Source organism: Streptomyces sp. NPDC093586, from assembly GCF_044764905.1.
In the GTDB taxonomy this organism is placed as follows: domain Bacteria; phylum Actinomycetota; class Actinomycetes; order Streptomycetales; family Streptomycetaceae; genus Streptomyces.
Map to the genome: position 1 here is coordinate 86,385 of NZ_JBIWJA010000012.1, position 20,532 is coordinate 106,916.

Here is a 20,532-nt window from a genome sequence, read left to right on the forward strand (position 1 = left end):
CACGGGAGGAAACGGGCCACACCCCTTGGGAACACGGGCCTGCGGGTGTTTGGTGCCGACCACGGCGGCAACCCGCGCGGTGTGACATCGACGACGACTTCCCAGCAGGAACTGTTCCGCTTCCTGGAGGACCGCTTCGCCTGTGCACAGGCGTGCACCGAGTGCGCGCGGGCGTGCGCGCTGCGGGCGAGCCTGGTGGACCCGGACGGGACCGAGTACCAGGAACTCGTACGGCGCAAGGGCATCATGTGCGCGGAGGTGTGCGACGCCACCTGCCGGGTGCTGTCCGAGCAGAACCAGGTGGACGAGACCGCGATCCGCGTCCAGCTGGAGTGGTGCATGCAGGTGTGCCTGGAGAGCGCGCAGGTCTTCGACAAGCAGCCGGGTGCCGAGGACAGCGCCGAGGCGTGCCGCGCCTGCGCCCGGGCCTGCGGAGAGTTCCTCGCCACGCTGCGCTGAGTCGCCCGGACGGCACGGACCCGGTGCGCCGCCGCGGCCCGCGCACGCACCCTGACGGGGTGCGGCCTGCCGCATCCGGCGTACCCGTACCTGCGTCCGTACGGCCACGGGCGCTACGGCGGAGCGGCCCCCGCACCCGCCACCGCCACCCGCCGGCCACCTGCTCCGGGGGCCGGACCGCGTGGATCCCCGCACGTCCGCGGCCCGCGCCTCCCGCCAAACACCCTCCGTCGGCCAGGACCGGGCGCGGGTCCGGCACCGTACAAACCCGGGCCATAAGCCGCCATACTGGACGGGCCAGGGGAGGGCGGGGCGGACTGAACCACGGGGGCGGGTGCGGTGATGGGGGACAGCACGCTGATCCAGGGCCGGTACCGGTTGCTCGACCGGATCGGGCGCGGTGGCATGGGCGAGGTGTGGCGGGCACGGGACGAGTCGCTGGGGCGGCGCGTCGCGGTGAAGTGCCTCAAGCCACTGGGCACGCAGCACGACCAGTCCTTCACCCGCGTGCTGCGGGAGCGGTTCCGGCGCGAGGCCCGGGTGGCCGCCGCGCTCCAGCACCGCGGGGTGACCGTCGTGCACGACTTCGGCGAGTACGACGGCGTGCTCTTCCTGGTCATGGAGCTGCTGGAGGGCCGCGATCTCAGCCGGCTGCTGGAGGACAACAAGCACCACCCGCTGCCGGTCCCCGACGTCCTGGACATCGCCGAACAGGTCGCCGCCGCGCTCGCCTACACGCACGAACAGGGCATCGTGCACCGGGACCTGAAACCCGCGAACATCGTGCGCCTGGCCGACGGCACCGTGAAGATCTGCGACTTCGGCATCGCCCGGCTCGGCCACGACGTCGGGTTCACCACCCGCCTGACCGGCACCGGCATCGCCATGGGCACCCCGCACTACATGTCGCCCGAGCAGATCGGCGGCGACGAGGTCGACCGGCGCAGCGACCTGTACTCGCTGGGCTGCGTGCTCTACGAGATCGCCACCGGCGTCCCGCCCTTCGACCTCGACGACGCGTGGGCCGTCCTCGTCGGCCATCGCGACACCGAGCCCGAGCCGCCGCGCCGGCACCGCCCCGAGCTGCCCGGGCATCTGGAGCGGCTCATCCTGGACCTGCTGGCCAAACAGCCCGGGCAGCGGCCGCAGGACGCCCGCGAGGTGGGCCGCCGGCTCACCGCGGACCGCGCGGCGCCGGGGTACGCGCCGGTCGTGGTGGCGCCCCGGGCCGCCGCGCGGACACCCGAACCGGTCGGGAGCGGGCCGGCCCTGCCGTCCTGGTCCCACGCCATGTCCCCCGGGCCCGAGGCGACCGGCGCCGGGCCGCGCCCCACGCCCCCGGGCCCCACGGCCGGGCTGTCCGGAGACCGGGCCCCGCGCCCCGCCGGTGACGAGGCGGCGTCATCCTCGGCCGACGAGCGGCCCGCCCCGGCGCCGGAGGTCCTGACCGCGCTGGCGGCACGGCACGACGCGGCACTGAGCCTCGGCCGGCTCGGCCGCTGGGCGGAGGCGGCGGAGCTGCACCGGGCCGTGGCCGGCGAACGCGAGCGCCTGCTCGGTCCCGACCACCCCGACACCCTCGCCAGCCACTACGAGATCGCCTTCACCCTCAGCCGTACCGGCCGCGCCGCCGACGCGCTGCGCGTGTACAAACGCGTGGCCGCGGCCCGGATCCGGGCACTGGGCGCCGACCACGCCGACACGCTCGCCGCGCGCCAGGAGATGGCGTACGTCCTGGGCAGGCTGGGCCGCTGCGCCGACGCCCACCAGGTCTACACGGCCGTCCTCGCCGCCCGGGAGCGCACCATGGGCGCCGACCATCCCGACACCCTGCGCTGCCGTCACAACCTCGCCTTCAACCTCGGTCGGCTCGGCCGTCCCGAGGACGCCCACCGCACGGCCCGCGAGGTCGCCGAGGCCCGCGCCCGGGTCCTCGGCCCCGACCACCCCGACACCCTCGTCACCCGCTACGAGGTGGCCTACGCGCTCGGCCGGCTCGGCCGCTGGCGGGAAGCCCTCGACGCCTACCGCGAGGTCGCCGACGCGCGCGCCCGGGTCCTCGGCCCCGACCACCCCGACACCCTCGCCGCCCGCTACGAGTCGGGCATCTGCCTGGGCCGGCTCGGACGCAGCACCGAGGCGCTGACGCTGTACACCACGCTGATCGAGGACCGCACCCGCGTCCAGGGCCCCGACCACCCCGAGACCCTGCGCGCCCGGCACGGCCTCGGCGTCAACCTCGGCCGCCTCGGCCGCTGGGAGGAGGCGCTCGCGGTGGCGCGCGAGGTCCGGGCGGTCCGCGAGCGGGTCCTCGGCCCCGACCACCCCGACACCCTGGTCAGCCGCCGGGAGGTCGCGGTGGGCCTGGGCTGGCTGGGCCGCTGGTCCGCCGCCCTGACCGAGTACCGAGAGGTGGCGGCCGCCCGTGAACGCGTCCTCGGCCCCGACCACCCCGACACCCTCGCGAGCCGCGACGACGAGGCGCACTGCCTGGAGCAGCTGGGCCGGGCGCCGGAGGCGGTGGAGCTCTACCGCAGACTGGCGGTCCTCCGCCGGGCCGGCTCCGGCTGAGCCGGTTGCCGGACGCCGACACCGTCCGCCGATCCGCCCCCTGATCCACCCCTGGCAGCCCGGGATCACCTCGTGCTACCAAGAGCCATGACCCCATCCCGCACCTACGACGCCGTCATCGTCGGCGGCGGCCACAACGGGCTGGTCGCCGCCGCCTACCTGGCCCGCGCCGGACGCTCCGTGCTCGTGCTGGAGCGGCTCGGGCACACCGGCGGCGCGGCCGTGTCCACGCGGCCGTTCGCCGGGGTCGACGCGCGGCTGTCCCGGTACTCGTACCTGGTCAGCCTGCTGCCCCGGAAGATCGTGCGGGACCTCGGCCTCGACTTCCGGGTGCGCGGCCGCACCGTCTCCTCGTACACGCCGGTCCACCGGGACGGCCGGCCCACCGGGCTGCTCGTCGGCGGGGGCGAGCGGCGCACCCGGGAGTCGTTCGCCGCGCTCACCGGCTCGGACCGGGAGTACGCGGCCTGGCGGAGGTTCTACGGCATGACCGGCCACGTCGCCCGGCGGGTCTTCCCGACCCTCACCGAGCCGCTGCCCACCCGGGACGAGCTGCGCCGCAGGATCGACGACGAGGACGCCTGGCGGACGCTGTTCGAGGAGCCGGTCGGCGTCGCGATCGAGGAGCACTTCGCGGACGACCTGGTGCGGGGCGTGGTCCTCACCGACGCGCTGATCGGCACCTTCGCCGACGCCCACGACCCCACCCTGCGCCAGAACCGCTGCTTCCTGTACCACGTGATCGGTGGCGGCACCGGCGCCTGGGACGTGCCGGTCGGCGGCATGGGCGCCCTCACCGACGCGCTGGCCGACGCGGCGCGCGCCGCGGGCGCCGTGCTCCTCACCGGACACGAGGCGGTGCGCGTGGCCACGGACGGGAAACAGGCCGAGGTCACCCACCGGTCGGCCGACGGCGAGGGCGTCGCCGCCGCGCGCCACGTCCTGGTGAACGCCTCCCCGCGGGAGCTGGCCGCCCTGACCGGTCGGACACCGCCCCCGCCCGCCGAGGGCGCCCAGCTCAAGGTGAACATGCTGCTGAAGCGGCTGCCGGCGCTGCGCGACCCCGCGGTCGACCCGCGCGAGGCCTTCGCGGGGACCTTCCACATCGCGGAGGGCTACGAGCAGCTGGCCGCCGCGTACGCGCGGGCCGCGGCCGGTGACCTGCCCGTCGCCCCGCCCTCGGAGACCTACTGCCACTCGCTCACCGACCCCACGATCCTCGCCCCCCACCTGGCCGAACAGGGTCTGCACACCCTCACCCTGTTCGGGCTGCACACCCCCGCCCGGCTCTTCGCACGGGACAACGACGCCGTCCGCGAGGAACTGCTGAAGTCGACCCTCGCCCAGCTCGACGCCCACCTGGCCGAACCCCTCGCGGACTGCCTGGCGACCGACGCCGACGGACGGCCCTGCATCGAGGCCAGATCGCCGCTGGACCTGGACCGCGACCTCGGGCTGCCCGGCGGCAACATCTTCCACCGCGAGCTGTCCTGGCCCCACGCGGCCGAGGGCACCGGCCGCTGGGGCGTGGAGACGGAGCAGGAGAACGTCCTGCTGTGCGGGGCCGGCGCGGTGCGCGGCGGAGGGGTCAGCGGGGTGCCGGGCCACAACGCGGCCATGGCCGTGCTGGAGCGCACCGGAGGGTAGACCGGCGCATGCGCCGGGCCGGACCGGGCACCGCGACATGACGGAAATCCCGTACGGACCACCAGTACGGCGGGGAGTCGGCCGTGGCGGACCTCAGCCCCATCGACCTGCAGAAGGCCCTCAGCGGCATCGACTACCCGGCGGACAAGAAGGCGCTCGTCGACTGCGCCCGCGAGAACAAGGCGGACGAGAAGGTCGTGAGCCGCCTCGACGGCCTGGAGGAGAACGGCTTCGACGGGCCGAACGAGGTGCAGAAGGCCGTGTTCAACGGGTGACGGACCCGTCCCAGGGTCTGCCCTAGTCGGCCGACGGCGTCCATCCCACCGCTTCGATCCGCGCCGCGTCCGCCGGGCGCGCGTCGTCGAACAGGACGCCGTCGGCCGCCTGGGCGCGCAGCCCGTCGACGTACGCCCCGCGGCCCACGTACAGCCGGTCGGTCGTGTACCGCCAGCGCAGGACGAGCCCGCGGGCGGCCGGGAGATCCGCCGTCAGGCGGTGCCACACGCGGCCCGACCAGCCGCCGACCGAGCCCGCCGGACGCGTCCGCGGCTCCTCGCCGGGGCGCGTGGTCGTGAAGGGCACGGGCTGCCAGGTGGCGCCGCCGTCCGTGGTGGCCTCCAGGGCGAGCATGTCCGACCCGGGCTCGGTGTCCCACCACAGCGCGCAGCGCAGCCGCGCGTCCCCGGCGGACGTGTCCAGCGCCGGCAGGGCGAGGGTCGCCGACGTGGAACTCGCCGTCCCCGAGAACCAGGCGGTGCGTCCGTGCACCGGGCGGACGGGAACGGCGCGTGCCAGGTTCGTGCCGGCCGCCACCCTGGGAGCCGACCCCGAGCGCCAGCTGCGCACCGGGTGCACGGAGTTGCCGAGCACCACCAGGAACGAGTCGGTCGTCGGGTCGAGCACCAGCGAGGTGCCGGTGAAGCCGGTGTGCCCGGCGGTGCGCGGAGTGGCCATGGCGCCCATGTACCAGTGCTGGTAGAGCTCGAAGCCGAGACCGTGCTCGTCGCCGGGGAAGGCGGTGTTGAAGTCGGTGAACATCAGCTCCACCGACTCCGGCCGCAGGATGCGCGCCCGCCCGTAGGACCCGCCGTTGAGCAGCGTGCGGCCGAGCACCGCCAGGTCCCACGCGCAGGAGAACACCCCCGCGTGCCCGGCGACCCCGCCGAGGCTGAAGGCGTTCTCGTCGTGCACCTCGCCCCACACCAGCCCACGGTCGAGGCCGGACCAGGGCCGGCGGGCGTCCTCCGTCGCCGCGATCCTCGGCCGCCAGGAGGCGGGCGGGTTGTAGCGGGTGCGGCGCAGGCCCAGCGGGGCGGTGATCTCCTCGCGCAGCAGGACGTCCAGGGTGCGGCCCGTGACCTTCTCCAGCACCAGCTGGAGCGAGATCATGTTCAGGTCCGAGTAGAGGTACGCGGTGCCGGGCGGGCTGACCGGCGCCTCGTCGAAGACCAGCCGGACCTTCTCCTCGTACGTCGGTGCGCTGTACAGCGGGATCCAGGCCCGGAACCCGGAGGTGTGGGTGAGCAGCTGCCGTATCGTCACCTTCTGCTTGCCCGCGCGCCCGAAGTCCGGCAGGTACGAGGCGACCGGTGCCTCCAGCTCCAGCGCGCCCCGCTCCATCTGCTGCACGGCCAGGAGCGAGGTGAACAGCTTGGAGATCGACGCCAGGTCGAACACCGTGTCCTCGGCCATCGGGATCTGCTGCCCGGCCGGGAACTCGACGCCGGTGTCGGTCTTCTCGTCGTACGCCCGGTAGCGCACCGCCATGCCGATCGGCTCGTGCAGCGCCACCGTGCCGCCGCGCCCGGCGAGCAGCACGGCGCCCGCGTACCAGGGGTGCTTGGGAGAGGGGCCGAGGAACGTCTCGGCGTCGGTGACCAGTTGCCGCAGATGGCCGCGGAGCAGCCCGGCCCGCTCCGCCGAGCCGCGCTCCAGGGTGGGGCGGCGGGCCTTGTCCGCGACGGCCTCGGCGGGCCCGGCCGCGAACGGGGCGATCGCCAGCGCCCCGCCCAGCGCCAGGACACCGGCGCCCAGTTGCCGCCGTGAGCATCCGCTCGTTCCCTGACCGGCCATCGAAGAGCCTCCCGCCACCGAAGCTGAAAGTATCTTTCCCGGATCGCCGTGCGGAGTGAAACTTTCCTGTCAGCGGCGGGCCGTGTCAATGGGGTGTGCGAGACCCACGGGCCGCGGCCCGCCCGGTGTGTCACCGGACGGGCCGCGGGACGGTGCCGCTCAGTGTTCGCGCACCCGGACGATCCGCAGGGCGGGTGATGCCAGGATGTCCCGCTCGCAGAAGCGGGACGTCACCCACTTCTCCTGGGAGAACAGTCGGGTCTGGTCCGCGTGGTGCGGCGAGGTGGGGTCGGAGGACTGGGAGTAGGTCAGCAGCGTACGGGCCACCGGGCACCGGCCGCCGTCCCAGCCGACGGCCTGGAGGTAACTGGAGCCGGTGGTCACCTCGGCGTAGCCGCCGTGCGCCGGGTCCCAGACGGACTCGACCTTGTTCCAGACGCCCAGCGACTCGGTACCGCCGCCGACGGGAACGCGCGCGCCGTCGCGCACGACGAACTGGTGCTCCCCGAGCGGCGCGTCGAGCGGGATGTCCGCGGCCCGCAGCTCGCCGACCGCGTCCGCGAGGGCGGTGGCGACGCCCTTCGCGCCGGTGTTCAACGTGTTCGGGGTGCGGACCGGGTCCGCCGGCGAGTACGGCACCTTCCACAGCTCTTCCGCCGGCACGGCCCGGGTGAGCGCCCGCCAGAACCGGTCGAAGAGCAGCGCGCCCCGGCTGCCGGTGTCCATGGTGCGGTCCCAGCCGGCGAGCACGCCACAGGCCTCCCGTACGTCCACGGGCCGGCCGTCGCTGCCCGTCGCGGTGGAGCCGGGCAGCGCGGCACAGGCCTTCGCGGCGTCGGCCGCGGTCAGGTCGCCTGCGGGAGCCCGGTCGGCGAACTGCTGCCGCTGCAGGTCCCGTACGGTCAGACCGCCCCGGTCCGCCATCGCCGCCACGTCCTCGATCGCGCCCCGCGTGCGCATCGACCGCTGGGTGCCGACCGTGCCGAAGACCCGCTCGTAACCGGTCAGCGGCCGGTCGGCGTTGGCCAGCCAGGCGCTGTCGTTGGAATTCTCCGCGTACGGCGCGTCCTTCAGCGTGGGCATGCTGGCCGGACCGAAGATCCCCGGCTGGACCGCGTCCCGGTCCCGGCCCGGCGCGCAGTCGCCGCGCGAGCCGTCCAGCACCGCGAGCCCCGAGGACGGGTACGTCACCGCGCCGAGCGGCGTGGAGCAGCGCCCGGCCAGGTCGTCGGTGATGCGGGGGAGCACCTGGGACTGGGTGAACAGGGTGTGGCCGCGCGAGTCGGCGGCGATCGTGTTCACCCACGGCAGCCCCTGCGTGCGCCGCAGCGAGGCCAGGACGTCGTCCGTGCCGCGGGCCCGGCTGAACCCGAGGGCGGTGTCGGAGGCGCGCAGATTGGCGGCGTTCGGATCGTTCAGCGCGTACGCGGTCGTCGCCGTCCACGGCAGGGGCAGCGAGGCGCCGAGCGAGGTCACCACCGGGCCGTACCGGGTCCACCACTGGGTCCTCGTCACCGGCGCGCCGTTCTTCACGGCGACGGTGACGGACCGCTTCGTCATCCGCTCGCGCCTGCCGTCCACCAGGTAGACCGTCGGCTCGGCCGGATCCAGCGTCAGCCGGTGCAGGTTGAGGGTGACACCCGTGGCGACGGTGTGGCTCCAGGCGACGTGCGCGTTGTGCCCGATGGACACGGTCGCCGAGCCGAGCAGCGAGGCGCCCGCGACGTTCAGCCGCCCGGGGATCGTCTGCTGGGACTGCCAGAAGCGGCGTCCGCCCTGCCACGGGTAGTGCGGATTGCCGAGCAGCAGCCCGCGGCCGTTCGCCGTGGTGCCGCCGCCGAAGGCGACCGCGTTGGAACCCATGTCGGCGTCACCGGCGGCGAAGAGCTCCCGGGCGGCGCGGGCGGTCGCCCCGGCGTCGGGGCCCTGCGCGGTGCCGGTCCCGGCCGATATGCCCGGCGGCCGCGCGGCCGTGATGCCGTCCACCGCCCGGCCCTGTCCGCCGAGCACGGAGAGGGCGAAGCCGCGCGCGGCCACGTCCAGCGCGGTCACCGGCCGCACCCAGGCGGCGCCCCGGCACGCCGGGTCGGTGATCCGGTTCTGCTCCAGCCAGGCGTTGTAGCCCGCGGCGAAGCCCCGCATCAGCTCCTTGGCGTCCCGGCTCGGGCCCCGGGGTGCCGGCTCGGCGAGCAGCCTCTCCACGGTGCCCGCCCGGCGCACCCCCGAGAAGTACAGGTCGCTGGAGAGGTTCGTGGCGGCGGAGGAGAGGGAGAGGTCGGGCGCCGCGTCCGGTCCGAAGAAGCGGGAGCGTTCGCCGCGCACGGTCACGAAGCCGTCGGCCAGGGTGCAGACCTGGTCGGCGGCCTGCGCCCAGCCGGTGCCGAAGCCGAGGTTCGCGTAGTCCTTCGCGACGATGTGCGGAATGCCGTACTCGGTGTACCGGACGACGGCGGACAGGCCGCCGCGGGACGGCCGTTCGGGCCGGCCGCCGAAGCCCGCGTCCGCGGCGGCCGCGGGCAGGGTGGTCGCCGCGGTGAGCAGGGCGACGGCCGTGACGACGAGTCGTCCCGGACGGATGCGCATGGTGCCTCCCGACGTCTTTGGGGAAGGGGCGGCTGAGCGTACCAGTGGGTATGTGCACGTGTCAGTGGCATGACACAAGGAGTCGGAGCGCCGCCCGCACACGTCTTGACCCGCCCTGCGCACCGGCCGAGGATCATGTCATGACGCCCGGACACCGCAGCACGGTCGACGGGGTGCTGCGGCGCAGCGCCCGACGCACCCCCGCGCGCGTCGCGGTGGAGTACCGCGACCGCTCGTGGACGTACGAGGAGTTCGACACCGCCGTCTCCCGCGCGGCGAGCGTCCTGCGGGACCAGGGACTCGCCCCCGGCGACCGGGTCGGCGCCTACGGGCACAACTCGGACGCCTACCTGATCGCCTTCCTCGCCTGCGCCCGCGCGGGCCTCGTGCACGTCCCGGTCAACCAGAACCTCACCGGCGACGACCTCGCCTACCTCGTCCGCCAGTCCGGCAGCGCCCTCGTCCTCACCGACCCGGACCTCGCCGGCCGCCTCCCCGACGGCGTACGCACCCTGCCGCTGCGCGACGCCGACGACTGCCTCCTCACCCGGCTGGCCACAGCGCCCGTCTACGACGGGCCCGAGCCGGACGGCGAGGACCTGGTGCAGCTGCTCTACACCTCGGGCACCACCGCGCTGCCCAAGGGCGCGATGATGACCCACCTGGCCCTGGTGCACGAGTACCTCAGCGCCATCACCGCCCTGGACCTGGGCGCCGGCGACCGCCCCGCGCACGCCCTGCCCCTCTACCACTCGGCGCAGACGCACGTCTTCCTGCTGCCCTACCTCGCCGTCGGCGCGACCAACATCATCCTGGACGCACCGGACGGCGACCGCCTCTTCGACCTGATCGAAGCCGGCCGCGTGGACAGCCTGTTCGCACCGCCCACGGTCTGGATCGGCCTCGCCAACCGCGCCGACTTCGCCACCCGCGACCTCGACGGCCTGCGCAAGGCCTACTACGGGGCGTCGATCATGCCGGTGCCCGTCCTGGAACGGCTGCGCGAACGCCTCCCGCACCTCGCCTTCTACAACTGCTTCGGCCAGAGCGAGATCGGCCCCCTCGCCACCGTCCTCGGCCCCGACGAGCACGAGGGCCGCATGGACTCCTGCGGCCGGCCCGTCCTGTTCGTCGACGCGCGCGTGGTCGACGAGGACGGCAAGGACGTGCCCGACGGCACCCCCGGCGAAGTCGTCTACCGCTCACCGCAGTTGTGCGAGGGCTACTGGGACAGGCCCGAGGAGACCGAGGCCGCCTTCCGCGGCGGCTGGTTCCACTCCGGCGACCTCGCCGTCCGGGACGCCGACGGCTACCTCACCATCGTCGACCGGGTGAAGGACGTCATCAACACCGGCGGCGTCCTGGTCGCCTCCCGGCAGGTCGAGGACGCCCTCTACACCCACGAGGCCGTCGCCGAGGCCGCCGTCGTCGGCCTGCCCGACGACCGGTGGATCGAGGCGGTCACGGCGGTCGTCGTCCGCCGCGGCGAGGTCACGGAGGACGAACTGATCGCCCACGCCCGCGAGAAGCTGCCCGCCTTCAAGGCCCCCAAGCGCGTCCTGTTCGTCGACGCCCTGCCGCGCAACGCCAGCGGGAAGATCCTCAAACGGGAACTACGAGACCGGTTCGCCGGTCCCCGGTAACCGGCGAGGGCCGCCGCGGAAGCCGTCCGCAGCGGCCGCCGGATCACTGAACGGGCGGGGCGGGAACCATGAGTTCCCACTGGTCGGGGTTCTTGTGGATGGTCCACAGCAGCCGTCCGAAAGTGTCGCGCTCGTACAGCACGCCGCTGTACTCCGGCGGAAGCCGTCTGTCGTTGATCACCGCGGTGGGCGTTCCCGGCCCTGCGGGGTCCGCCTCGCCGCCGGCCCTTTCGTACGCCTTCTGGGAGGCGGTCACGAAGGAGCGGTACTTCATCGTCTTCACGGCCGAGTCGAACGCAGGGCCGCGCAGCCCCTCCACCTGGCCGGCCAGCTCCAGCAGGAAGGCGTCGGTGTAGCCGTCGACGCTCTCCTCCGGCTGGTTGGCGTAGAGCACCTCGTGGTACTCCACGAACTTGTCCTCCTCCAGCGCGGCGCGCAGCGCGTTGACCGCCTTCTTCGACCCGGTGCCGCCGACCCGGTCGTCCAGGAAGGACGCCAGGGTGTACTCGGTCCTGGCCTGCCGCGCGAGCATTGCCTCCTGCAGCTTCGGGGCGCCGCCGGTGGTCTCGAACTCCTCGCAGTACGGGCACCGCGGATCCTCGTACAGCCGCACCTTCGTCGTCGCGTCCGGGTCACCCACCAGGATGGTGACACCGTCCTCGGCGAGCTTCTCCGGCAGTTCCCCGGCCCCCGCGAAGTCGGACCGCGCCCCCGCCCCGCTGCGACCGCACCCCGCCAGCATCAATATGGCGGCCGCGCACAGCACGACCACCCGCCCCCCACGCGCCATGCGTCATCCCTCCCCAGAGAACAGGCAGACGATAGATCATCCGCGAACCGGAGGCACCGCCGGGCTCGGCGTCAACCGTCGCGCTGATCCTCGACGCGGACCGCAGGGAGGGCCAGTGTTCGACCATCGCGCCAGATCATCCGAGGTGAACGACCACCGCGAACGCAGATCTCTGTCCGGCAGGAAGCGGACACGGGTTCCCGTGGTCACGTCGGCCTCGACGGGCTCCGGACCAGTTACCGGGATGCCGTGCTCATAGCGCTGGGTCCAGACCCGGCCGCGCTCGTCGGCCCGGGTGTCGGTGCCCCGTCCGAAACCCTGGCCGGACTTCCGCCGAGGCGTCGGGTCGCTGGGCTCATTGCGCGCGTATGGGCCCCGACCCCTCGCCGGACGGTGTGGGGTCACGGGGTCGGCAGCCAGGTATCGAGGGCTGCCGCCAGTTCCTCGCGCCCGGTGAACAGGTGTCCGTTCATGCCGGTGGCCTGCGCCGCGCGTACGTTCTCGTCGCGGTCGTCGACGAAGAGGAAGTCGCCGGGGGCGGCGTGCAGGGCGACGACGCAGTGGCGGAACGCCGCCGGGTCCGGTTTGGCGGCTTTGATCCTTCCGGAGAAGGCGCAGTGGTCGAGGCGGCGGACCCAGGGCTGGGCGGTGAGGAAGGCGTCCGCGTGGTCGGAGGGGATGTTGGACAGCAGGGCGACCTCAGCGCGCTCACGCAGGGACTGCACGTAGACGACCATGTGATCGTCGACGCGTGACCAGCTGTCGATGTCGGCCAGGCGCAGTTTCTCAAGAGTGTCGGGGCCGGCGGTGACCGACAGCGAGTCCAGGACGGCTGTCCAGTACTGCGGTGCGGTCCACCGTCCGGCGTCGTAAGGCTGGCGGAGGGCCCAGTAGGCGGTGGTGAAGGCGTCTGTGGGCGCGCTGCTCAGGGCGGCCATGTCGTCCATGGCGCCCGGGCGTTGGTGGCACGCGATGACGCCGAAGAGGTCGAACAGCACGATGGGTCGGCGGGGGGACACGGCGAGGGTTCCTCCAGGTCCGGTCGTGGGTGTCAGGGGCGGTGGGGCAGGGCGCGGGCGAGAGAGCCGAGGGATGCCAGGGGGTCGGGTCCGGCGGGCGCGAGGACGACGCTGGTCGCTCCGGCCGCGTGGCGGGCGGCGATCGCCGCCCGGGCCTGGTCGGGCGTACCGGCGATGCTCAGTTCACGGACCCAGTCGGCGGGCATGGTCCGGGCGAACTCGCGGCCGTCGGGGCAGGCGGCGTGGTGTGCGCGCAGCTCGGCGGCGAAGGGCAGGGGGTCGATGTGCGCGGCCCAGTCCGGCCGGCCGATCGCCTCCAGCCCGGGGCGGACACGGGTGAGGGCGGTGTCCTCGTCGTCGTCGACGGCCGCGGCGTCGTAGGTGACGATCTCCCGGTCACCCGCGGCGGAGGCGGGGCCCAAGTGACGCAGGGAGGCGCCGATGTAGGCGGGGGCGGCGGGCTCGGCCAGGAGGAGCCCGTCCGCGACCTCCCCCGCGGCCTGTTGCGATCGGGGGCCGCGCACGCCGAGGACGACCGGCGGTACGGCCTCGGGCAGGGGGGTCTCGGTGAGGACGACGCCTTCGCAGCGCACGTAGCGGCCGCCTGCGGGCCCGGGCAGGCCGCGCAGCAGCCGGCGCAGCGCGGTGGTGTATTCCTTGATCAGTGTCAGGGGGCTGGCGGGCCGGCTTCCTGCCTGGCGCATCCAGTCGGGCATGCCGTGGCCGATGCCGGCGAGGAGACGGCCGGGGTGGAGCTGGGCGAGGGTGGCCAGTTCCATCGCGGTGAAGCACACGTTGCGGGCACCGGCGGGCAGGATGCCGATGCCGACGGTGATGTTCGTGGTACTGGCCAGGACGGTGGCGGCCTGGGCGATGCCGCCGCGCCAGCCGAGGTCCTCCACCACCCAGATCTGCTCGAAGCCCAGTTCCTCGGCACGCCGTGCGTACGGCAGCACATCACGGGCGGGCAGATCGCGGGGCAGCAGGACGCCGACGCGGCCGCGGGGGGACTGGGTGGGGGACTTCGGCACGGGGGCTCCTTCGAGACTGGCGGCGGATGTCGCCTCCCGGTCCTCGACGGAGCCTGGAGGCTGGGAGCTTGTGCGGCACGGGGTCAGGTCCGTGCCGCACAAGCGGTCAGTGACTGCTGGCCGCCCTCTCGCTCTCGCGGGTGCGGTCGGCTCCGGTGCGCAGGACGCGGGCGCCCACGGCGGTGGTCACACACAGCAGGGTCAGCAGGACGAAGGCGTGGTTGAGGGCGACGAGGCGGGTCAGCCAGCCGATGACGGCAGGGCCGGCGAGCATGCCGACGTAGCCGAGTCCGGCGACCCGGGAGACGTTGGCGCCGGCGGCGGAGTCTGCGTGCCCGGCCGCGCTGAACAGCTGGGGAACACAGCCCGACAGACCCAGCCCGAACAGAGCCCAGCCGGCGAAGGCGGCCCACATCCACGGGCACAGGGCCACGAGCGTGATGCCGACGGCGGCCGTGGCCGCGCCGTGGCGCAGGATCGCCATGGAGCCGAACCGGGCGACGAAGCGGTCCGCGAGCAGCCGGCCGAGGGTCATGGCCGCGGCGAAGGTGCCGTACGCGAAGGCGGCCGTGCCGGAGGACGCGCCGAGGACGTCCTTCAGGTGCAGGGCGCTCCAGTCGTTGGCGGCGCCCTCGCACAGCATGACCATCAACGCCAGGACGGCCAGCAGCCAGACCCGCCCCGCGCTGCTGCGGCGCTCGGCGGCCGGCGCCGCCTCCGGCTCCGCCACGGAGCCGGACCCGGGGCCCTCGACGGCGGGGACGGCGGCGACGGTGGGCAGCAGGGCGCGCGCCGAGGCCAGGGCGATCACGACGCCCACGACTCCCATGGCGGCCATGCCCGCGGCCGGGTCCAGGCCCGCGCTCGCCGCGCCCGCTCCGACGAGCGAGGCGAGGATGCCGCCGACGGAGAACGTGGCGTGGAAGCCGGACATGACGGGCCGGCCGTACGCCTTCTCCACGTGCACGGCGTGCGCGTTCATGCTCACGTCCAGGCAGCCGTTGCAGAACCCGAAGACCAGCAGCGCGCCGGCCAGGGTCCACGGATCCTGGGCGAGACCGGGCAGGACCAGGGCCGCGCCGCACAGGACGCCGCTGGCGGGGACCACGACGCGGGAGCCCAGGCGGTCGGTCAGGGGGCCGGCCACCTGCATCCCGGCGAAGGCCCCGACCCCGAGCAGCACCAGCAGGCCGCCGAGGGTGGCGTGACTGACGCCCACGCGGTCTTCGATCGCGGGGATGTGCACCACCCAGGCGCCCATCAGGGTGCCGCACAGGACGAAGTAGAGGTAGGTCGCCACGCGGGCGGCTCGTAGCGAACGTTCCATGCCGCCCACCGTAACGAACATAGATCATGTTTGGAAACCCTTACTCTGAACAGATTGCTTGTTCGTTTCCCGGTGGTGTTCAATCGCGGTATGAGCAACGCAGACCGGCACGGACTGATCGCCAAGGCCGTCAGGGACTCCGGCGGCGCCACGGTCCAGGAACTCGCCGAGCTGACCGGCGCCTCGGAGATGACCATCCGGCGCGACCTCGACACCCTCGCCGCTCAGGGCGTCCTCGAACGCGTCCGAGGAGGGGCACGCACTCTGCTGCTCCGCGGTGAGGAGCCCCCCTTCGCGCTGCGCGCCCACGAGTCGGTCGATGCCAAACGCCGGATCGCGGCCGAGGTCTGCGCGCTCGTCGCCGACGGCGAGAGCGTCCTGCTGGACAGCGGCACCACCTGCCTGGAGGTCGCCCGGCTCCTGCGGGACCGGCCCGTCACCGTGATGCCGCTGTCCCTCCAGGCCATCCACCTGCTCGGCGAGACACCCGGCGCAGCCACCCTGGTCGTGCCCGGCGGGCAGCCCCGCGCCGCCGAGGGAGCCCTCACCGGCCCCCTCACCCTCGCCTCGCTGGCCGCTCTGCGCTTCGACACCGCCGTCATCGGCTGCTGCGGGCTGAGCGCGGCCGACGGCCTGACCGCCTACGACCTCGACGACGCCGCGGTGAAGAAGGCGGGCATGTCCTCCGCCCGCCGCACCGTCGTCGCCACGGACGGCGCCAAACTCGGCCGCACCGCCCACGCCTACGTCGGCCCCGCCACCCTCCTGCACACCCTCGTCACCGACACCACCGCCCCCGCCGAAGAAGTGGCCGCGCTCGAAGGCGCGGGCACCACGGTCAAGACCGTCTGACCGCTCCGCCGTGCGGGCGCGCCGCCCTCGCGCGCTGCACCGCCCCGGTCCTCGTCCCCGCCGGCGAACTCGACGGCGGGCCGCGCCCGGAACTCGCCCGCCGCTGCGCCGACGTCTTCCCGCACGCCGAGGTCGCGGTCCAGCCGGGTGCCGCGCACTACCCGTGGCCGGACGATCCGCGATGGTGCGTCCGCAGGGTCGCCGCCTTCCTCGGGCACGGCTGAGCCGCCCGGCACCGGGAAACGGGGGCGCGGATCTCCCGAAAGGCACTCCTCGCATGGCCTGTCGGCGGTCCCACCCGGTCGCTAGGCTGGCCCGCGGACGACGAAACCGGGAGGAGCACGGACGTGGCCGAGAGCACCACCCACCAGCGCCCGCTCATGGGCTGGCACAAGCCGGAGCTGGATCTCAGCAACGCGCAGTGGCAGTCCAGCAGCCGAGGACTGGGGGATGTCCAGATCGCCTTTGTCGAGGGGTTCATCGCCATGCGGAACAGCGGCAGCCCGGAGAGTCCCTCCTTGATCTTCACCCCCGACGAATGGGGCGCGTTCGTGTCGGGAGCGCGGGAAGGGGAGTTCGACCTCACCTGAGACCGCCGCCGGCCGGCCCGAGCCGCCGGCCGGAACCGTCCGGCCGATCCGGGGGTGTTCCACCCGTTTTTCCGGACACGCGACCGTGAGCACCCTCTCGGGGCCGACGCCTGAGCGAGGCTGACGCCACGAGGGGGGAGGTCGTCCTTCCGGAGGTGAGGAACCCATGAGCACCCTGCCGGTCATCGCGGCGGTCGACGGTTCGCAGGACAGCCTGCGCGCCCTGGACTGGGCCGTCGACGCGGCCCGTCGGCGCGCGGCGCCGCTGCGGGTGGTGCACGTGCGGCAGTACGCCGCCTGGGCACAGGGCGACGTACTGGTCACCGGTCCGCCCGACACCGGCGAGGACCCGGTGATCGAGGAGGCCCGCGCCCGGCTGCGGGACCGGACCGACGCGCCGGAGACGGAGTACCTCGGCATGGAGGGCGTGCCGGGCGCCGTGCTGCCGGAACTCGGCGCCGACGCCCAGCTGCTGGTGCTCGGCTCCCGTGGCCGCGGCGGATTCGCCAGCCTGCTGCTCGGCTCCAACGGCCTGGCCGCCGCCCGCGACGCCGAGTGCCCCGTCGTCGTGGTGCCCCGCCCCGGCCGCGAGGTGCACGGCGGGCCCCCGGCCGAACCGGGACCACGGGTGGTCGTCGGCCTGCACGTGGAGAGCCCCGACGACGCGGTGCTGTCCTTCGCCTTCGCCGAGGCCGCGCGGTGCGGCGCCCGCCTCCAGGTCCTGGCCGCCTACCCGTGGCCGGTGCAGACCTGGGCCGCCGCGGGCCAGATGATGCCCCTGGTGATCGACGAGGTCTCCGTCGAGACCGAGACCCGCGTCCTGGCCGACGGCCTCCTCGCGCCCTACCGGGGCCGTCACCCCGACGTCCGCGCCGATGCGTACGCCGTACCGGGTGACGCCGCCGGCAACCTCGTAGCCGCCTCCCGGGACGCCGAACTGGTCGTCGTCGGCCGCCACCGCCGGCGCCTGCTGGCCCCCGCCCGCATGATGGGCTCGGTCACCCACGCCGTCCTGCTGCACGCCGCGTCCCCCGTCGCGGTGGTCCCGCCCGCCCCGCCGCAGGAGTGACCCCGCACGGCCCCCGGCGGAACCGGACGCGGCCGTCACCGGCACCCCGCGATCCGGACGTCGGCCCGCACTCCGTTCAGGGGGTCCGGCCACGTACCATGGCGGCATGTCGTTCCTCCGCCGCCGCAGCGCCACCCCCGCCGGGCCCGACTTCGACGTACTGGCCATGGACCCGGGCGACTGGCCCGGGAATCTGGGCGCCGGACTCCTCCCCGCGCCCGACGGCAGCTGCCAGGGCGTCTTCCTGCGCTACGACCTGTTCGGCGGGCGCGGTCCCGCGATGATCATCGGCAATCTGCCGGAGGGCTCCCCGGCCCGCGACGTCCCCGAGGGCGAGGTCCCCTTCGAGGTGGCCCAGCTGCTGCTGGCCCTGGAGAACGACGAGGAGATCACCGTCGTCGGCACCGAGGACATGCCGGTCATGCAGGGCGACAACCTGCTGATCGTGCGCCGCCTCAAGCTCTCCGAGAGCCGGATCTCCTGCGTGCAGTTCGACCGCAGCGACAACGTCCTGGTGACCATCGCCGCCTGGGACCGCCCCATCACCGACGACCTGTACGCCCTGCTGAAGCCGCTCCCGGCGGAGCTTTTCCAGCAGGGCTGACCCGGCCGCTACCGCGCGGTCGTGAGCGTGACGTCCGCGGCACGCACGTACGCGACCCGGTGGCCGTACTGGATCTCGTAGTACCGGTCCTCGCCGGTCACCACCCGGTGGGACGCCTCGTCGAAGGTGACCGCGTAGTAGTACTCGCCCGGAACCTCGTCGCCCACCACGTACGCCTGCCCCTTCGGCAGCGTGTACCGCAGCGGCGACACGGCCTGGGCGGGGACGCCCGCCGGGTAGGCGGCCTTCTCCGGGTATGCGCGCCCGTACACCGGGACGCTCTCCAGACCGGGGCGCGGGGTGATCAGCCGGCCCGAGGCCGGTACCGCCGCCGGATTCTTCTCCGGGTCGTGGAACCAGGCCTTCTGGCCCAGGTACCAGATGGCCGTCCAGTCGCCCCACCGGTCGGCCACGGCGAACTGCTGGCCCGTGGAGACCCGCGAGGACAGGTCGTTCACCCCGGTCGTCGGGGTGGTGCCGAGACCCACGTCCTTGACCAGGGGCGCGTTCACGTCGTGGTCGGTGTACAGCCGCACCTCGCTGGAACCGTGCGCCGCGCACGGCGTGCCCGCGGCCGTGCAGCCGGTGTACTCCGGGCGGTTCGTGTCGTAGTCGGGCCGGATCGTCACCAGCTGCGCCTTCTTGCCGGCGCTCGGCTCGATCGGGCGGCCCAGCAGCTGGAAGTAGTGCCGCCAGTCCCAGTACGGACCCGGGTCGGTGTGCATGCCGGGGACGGACGAGGCGGTCGGGCCGGGCACGTTGTCGTGGCCGAGGATGTGCTGCCGGTCCAGCGGGATGTCGTACTTCGCGGCCAGGTACTTCACCAGCCGCGCCGACGACCGGTACATCGCCTCCGTGTACCAGGCGTCCGGGTCAGCGAGGAAGCCCTCGTGCTCCAGGCCGACCGAATTCGCGTTGACGTACCAGTTGCCCGCGTGCCAGGCGACGTCCTCGGCCTTCACGTGCTGCGCGATGTGGCCGTCGGTGGAGCGCAGCGTGTAGTTCCAGGAGACGTAGGTCGGGTCCTGCACCATGTTCAGGACCCCGTTCCAGGCGCCCTCCGTGTCGTGCACGACGATGTACCGGATGCGCTGGGAGGCGGGACGGTTCCCCAGGTCGTGGTTGCCGTAGTCGCCGTCCCCGAACTCCTCGTACGGCGCCGGGATCCATTCGCAGGACACCGACGCCGGGCACTCGGTACCGGCCGAGGCGGCGGCGCGCAGGCCGGTGTGCGCCAGCTGCGCCGTGTCGGGGGCCACGTCGGGACGGGCGGCCAGCGCGACCCGCTGTCCGGAGTCCGTGGTCCGCCGCTCACCGGACCGGATCACCCCGTACACGTCGTCGGCGTACGCCGCCGCCGTCGCGGAGTCGTCGGCGCCCGAGAAACGGGCCACCGCCCCGTACCAGTCCGCCGGGTCCTCGCTGAGCGGCTCCCCCAGCTCGCGCTGTGCGGCGGCCAGCAGCGCGGCACCGCCCGACACGTTCGCGGCCGGGTCGGTGCGCAGCGCGTCCGGGCTCAGCCCGGTCAGCTCGGCCGCCCTCGGCAGCGTGGTCAGCCGGGCCGGCAGCTCGGCGGACGCCGGGGGACCGGCCTCCCGCGTGCGCAGCGGGGCGCGGGCGTCGTCGCCGCGCGGATCCTCGGCGCCCTCACCGTGGTGCGAGGCCCCGGCCAGTGCGGTGCGGGCGTCGGTGAGGTGCATGGGGCCGTAGCCGCCGGTCACGCTCGGCGCACCGCCGTGCGCGTCCCAGCGGGACTGGAGGTAGGAGACGCCGAGCAGGACGGACTGCGGCACGTGGTACTCGGCCGCCGCGGCGGCGAACGCCCGCTGGAGACGGTCCGGGGCGGGCGGTGCGGCCGGCCCGGCGACGGACGGGGCCGCACCGAGCAGCGGCAGCAGCAGCGCCGCCGCGGCCAGGGCACCTGCCGTCGTACGGACGCGTCTGCCGCCGGGGGCGGGCTCGGGAACGGTGGCGGATCCTCGCAAAGCGGCCTCCTGTGACGGTCGGGCGTAGCGGGGCGTGCGGGACCGGACGTGGGGTCAGTGGTACCCGGCGGTCCGACGATCCGTCAATCATGCCGACAGTGCGGCGATTTCCCACGTCAACAGGGCTTCGGCGAGTTTCGTGGTGGCGGCCCACGGGCCTGCGGGGCGTCAGTGGCGTACACCAATGGCCCTCTCCGCACGTCGCGGACACGGAGAATGCGCGGGGGGGGCCCCCCCGGGGGGCCCCCCCCCCCCGCCGGGGCCGGCCGCGGGGGCGGCCCCCCCCCCC

16 protein-coding genes and 1 pseudogene are annotated in these 20,532 nt (G+C 74.1%); 10 read left to right on the top strand and 7 right to left on the bottom strand.

Going from position 1 to position 20,532, the window contains the following annotated elements:
• The first annotated feature begins 81 nt into the window (after positions 1 to 81).
• The 4 genes from ACIRFH_RS15355 (at position 82) to ACIRFH_RS15370 (ending at position 4,952) form a co-directional block, all read left to right on the top strand.
• The gene (locus tag ACIRFH_RS15355) at positions 82 to 459 is read left to right on the top strand and encodes a four-helix bundle copper-binding protein (RefSeq protein WP_403520618.1); all 378 of its coding nucleotides are present in this window, start codon (positions 82 to 84) and stop codon (positions 457 to 459) included.
• A 342-nt stretch (positions 460 to 801) separates the two neighbouring features.
• On the top strand, positions 802 to 3,030 hold the full coding sequence (locus tag ACIRFH_RS15360) for a tetratricopeptide repeat protein (protein WP_403520620.1): 2,229 nt from the start codon (positions 802 to 804) through the stop codon (positions 3,028 to 3,030).
• Between the two features lie 87 nt (positions 3,031 to 3,117).
• The gene (locus ACIRFH_RS15365) at positions 3,118 to 4,677 is read left to right on the top strand and encodes a phytoene desaturase family protein (RefSeq protein WP_403520622.1); all 1,560 of its coding nucleotides are present in this window, start codon (positions 3,118 to 3,120) and stop codon (positions 4,675 to 4,677) included.
• Positions 4,678 to 4,760: 83 nt separating this feature from the next.
• Positions 4,761 to 4,952 (top strand): DUF2795 domain-containing protein, encoded by a 192-nt coding sequence (locus ACIRFH_RS15370; protein WP_403520624.1) that lies wholly within the window; start codon positions 4,761 to 4,763, stop codon positions 4,950 to 4,952.
• A gap of 22 nt (positions 4,953 to 4,974) precedes the next feature.
• Here ACIRFH_RS15370 and ACIRFH_RS15375 read toward each other — a convergent pair whose 3' ends face one another.
• The gene (locus ACIRFH_RS15375) at positions 4,975 to 6,750 is read right to left on the bottom strand and encodes a serine hydrolase (RefSeq protein WP_403520626.1); all 1,776 of its coding nucleotides are present in this window, start codon (positions 6,748 to 6,750) and stop codon (positions 4,975 to 4,977) included.
• 159 nt (positions 6,751 to 6,909) lie between these two features.
• A complete protein-coding gene (locus tag ACIRFH_RS15380) occupies positions 6,910 to 9,333 on the bottom strand; it encodes a penicillin acylase family protein (RefSeq protein WP_403520628.1) in 2,424 nt (807 codons plus the stop codon).
• Positions 9,334 to 9,473: 140 nt separating this feature from the next.
• On the opposite strand from ACIRFH_RS15380, the gene ACIRFH_RS15385 reads away from it, so the two are divergent.
• The gene (locus ACIRFH_RS15385; protein WP_403520630.1) at positions 9,474 to 10,976 is read left to right on the top strand and encodes an acyl-CoA synthetase; all 1,503 of its coding nucleotides are present in this window, start codon (positions 9,474 to 9,476) and stop codon (positions 10,974 to 10,976) included.
• A 43-nt stretch (positions 10,977 to 11,019) separates the two neighbouring features.
• Here the strand turns inward: ACIRFH_RS15385 and ACIRFH_RS15390 are convergent, their stop codons facing one another.
• The 4 genes from ACIRFH_RS15390 to ACIRFH_RS15405 form a co-directional block, all read right to left on the bottom strand.
• Positions 11,020 to 11,766: a DsbA family protein gene (locus ACIRFH_RS15390; RefSeq protein WP_403520632.1), complete on the bottom strand. Its 747-nt coding sequence runs from the start codon at positions 11,764 to 11,766 to the stop codon at positions 11,020 to 11,022.
• Between the two features lie 401 nt (positions 11,767 to 12,167).
• Positions 12,168 to 12,785, bottom strand: coding sequence for an HAD family hydrolase (locus tag ACIRFH_RS15395; RefSeq protein WP_403520634.1), 618 nt, complete (start codon positions 12,783 to 12,785; stop codon positions 12,168 to 12,170).
• A gap of 32 nt (positions 12,786 to 12,817) precedes the next feature.
• Positions 12,818 to 13,816: an LLM class flavin-dependent oxidoreductase gene (locus ACIRFH_RS15400; protein ID WP_403520636.1), complete on the bottom strand. Its 999-nt coding sequence runs from the start codon at positions 13,814 to 13,816 to the stop codon at positions 12,818 to 12,820.
• Positions 13,817 to 13,922: 106 nt separating this feature from the next.
• On the bottom strand, positions 13,923 to 15,143 hold the full coding sequence (locus tag ACIRFH_RS15405; protein ID WP_403520638.1) for an MFS transporter: 1,221 nt from the start codon (positions 15,141 to 15,143) through the stop codon (positions 13,923 to 13,925).
• A 90-nt stretch (positions 15,144 to 15,233) separates the two neighbouring features.
• Between ACIRFH_RS15405 and ACIRFH_RS15410 the strand changes: the two genes are divergently transcribed.
• The 5 genes and pseudogenes from ACIRFH_RS15410 to ACIRFH_RS15430 all read left to right on the top strand — a co-directional run bounded on the left by ACIRFH_RS15410 (position 15,234) and on the right by ACIRFH_RS15430 (position 18,258).
• Complete coding sequence (locus ACIRFH_RS15410; RefSeq protein ID WP_403520640.1) at positions 15,234 to 15,995, top strand: DeoR/GlpR family DNA-binding transcription regulator; 762 nt, start codon at positions 15,234 to 15,236, stop codon at positions 15,993 to 15,995.
• A gap of 5 nt (positions 15,996 to 16,000) precedes the next feature.
• Positions 16,001 to 16,219, top strand: a pseudogene (locus tag ACIRFH_RS15415) (alpha/beta fold hydrolase); the annotation flags it as partial.
• Positions 16,220 to 16,342: 123 nt separating this feature from the next.
• Positions 16,343 to 16,585, top strand: a complete 243-nt coding sequence (locus tag ACIRFH_RS15420) for a DUF397 domain-containing protein (RefSeq protein ID WP_403520642.1) — start codon at positions 16,343 to 16,345, stop codon at positions 16,583 to 16,585.
• Between the two features lie 166 nt (positions 16,586 to 16,751).
• On the top strand, positions 16,752 to 17,654 hold the full coding sequence (locus tag ACIRFH_RS15425; protein ID WP_403520644.1) for a universal stress protein: 903 nt from the start codon (positions 16,752 to 16,754) through the stop codon (positions 17,652 to 17,654).
• A 106-nt stretch (positions 17,655 to 17,760) separates the two neighbouring features.
• Positions 17,761 to 18,258 carry a hypothetical protein gene (locus ACIRFH_RS15430; RefSeq protein WP_403520646.1) on the top strand — a complete coding sequence of 166 codons (498 nt, stop codon included), beginning with the start codon at positions 17,761 to 17,763 and terminating at the stop codon, positions 18,256 to 18,258.
• Positions 18,259 to 18,266: 8 nt separating this feature from the next.
• Here the strand turns inward: ACIRFH_RS15430 and ACIRFH_RS15435 are convergent, their stop codons facing one another.
• Positions 18,267 to 20,243, bottom strand: coding sequence for an N-acetylmuramoyl-L-alanine amidase (locus ACIRFH_RS15435; protein ID WP_403520648.1), 1,977 nt, complete (start codon positions 20,241 to 20,243; stop codon positions 18,267 to 18,269).
• Positions 20,244 to 20,532: the final 289 nt, after the last annotated feature.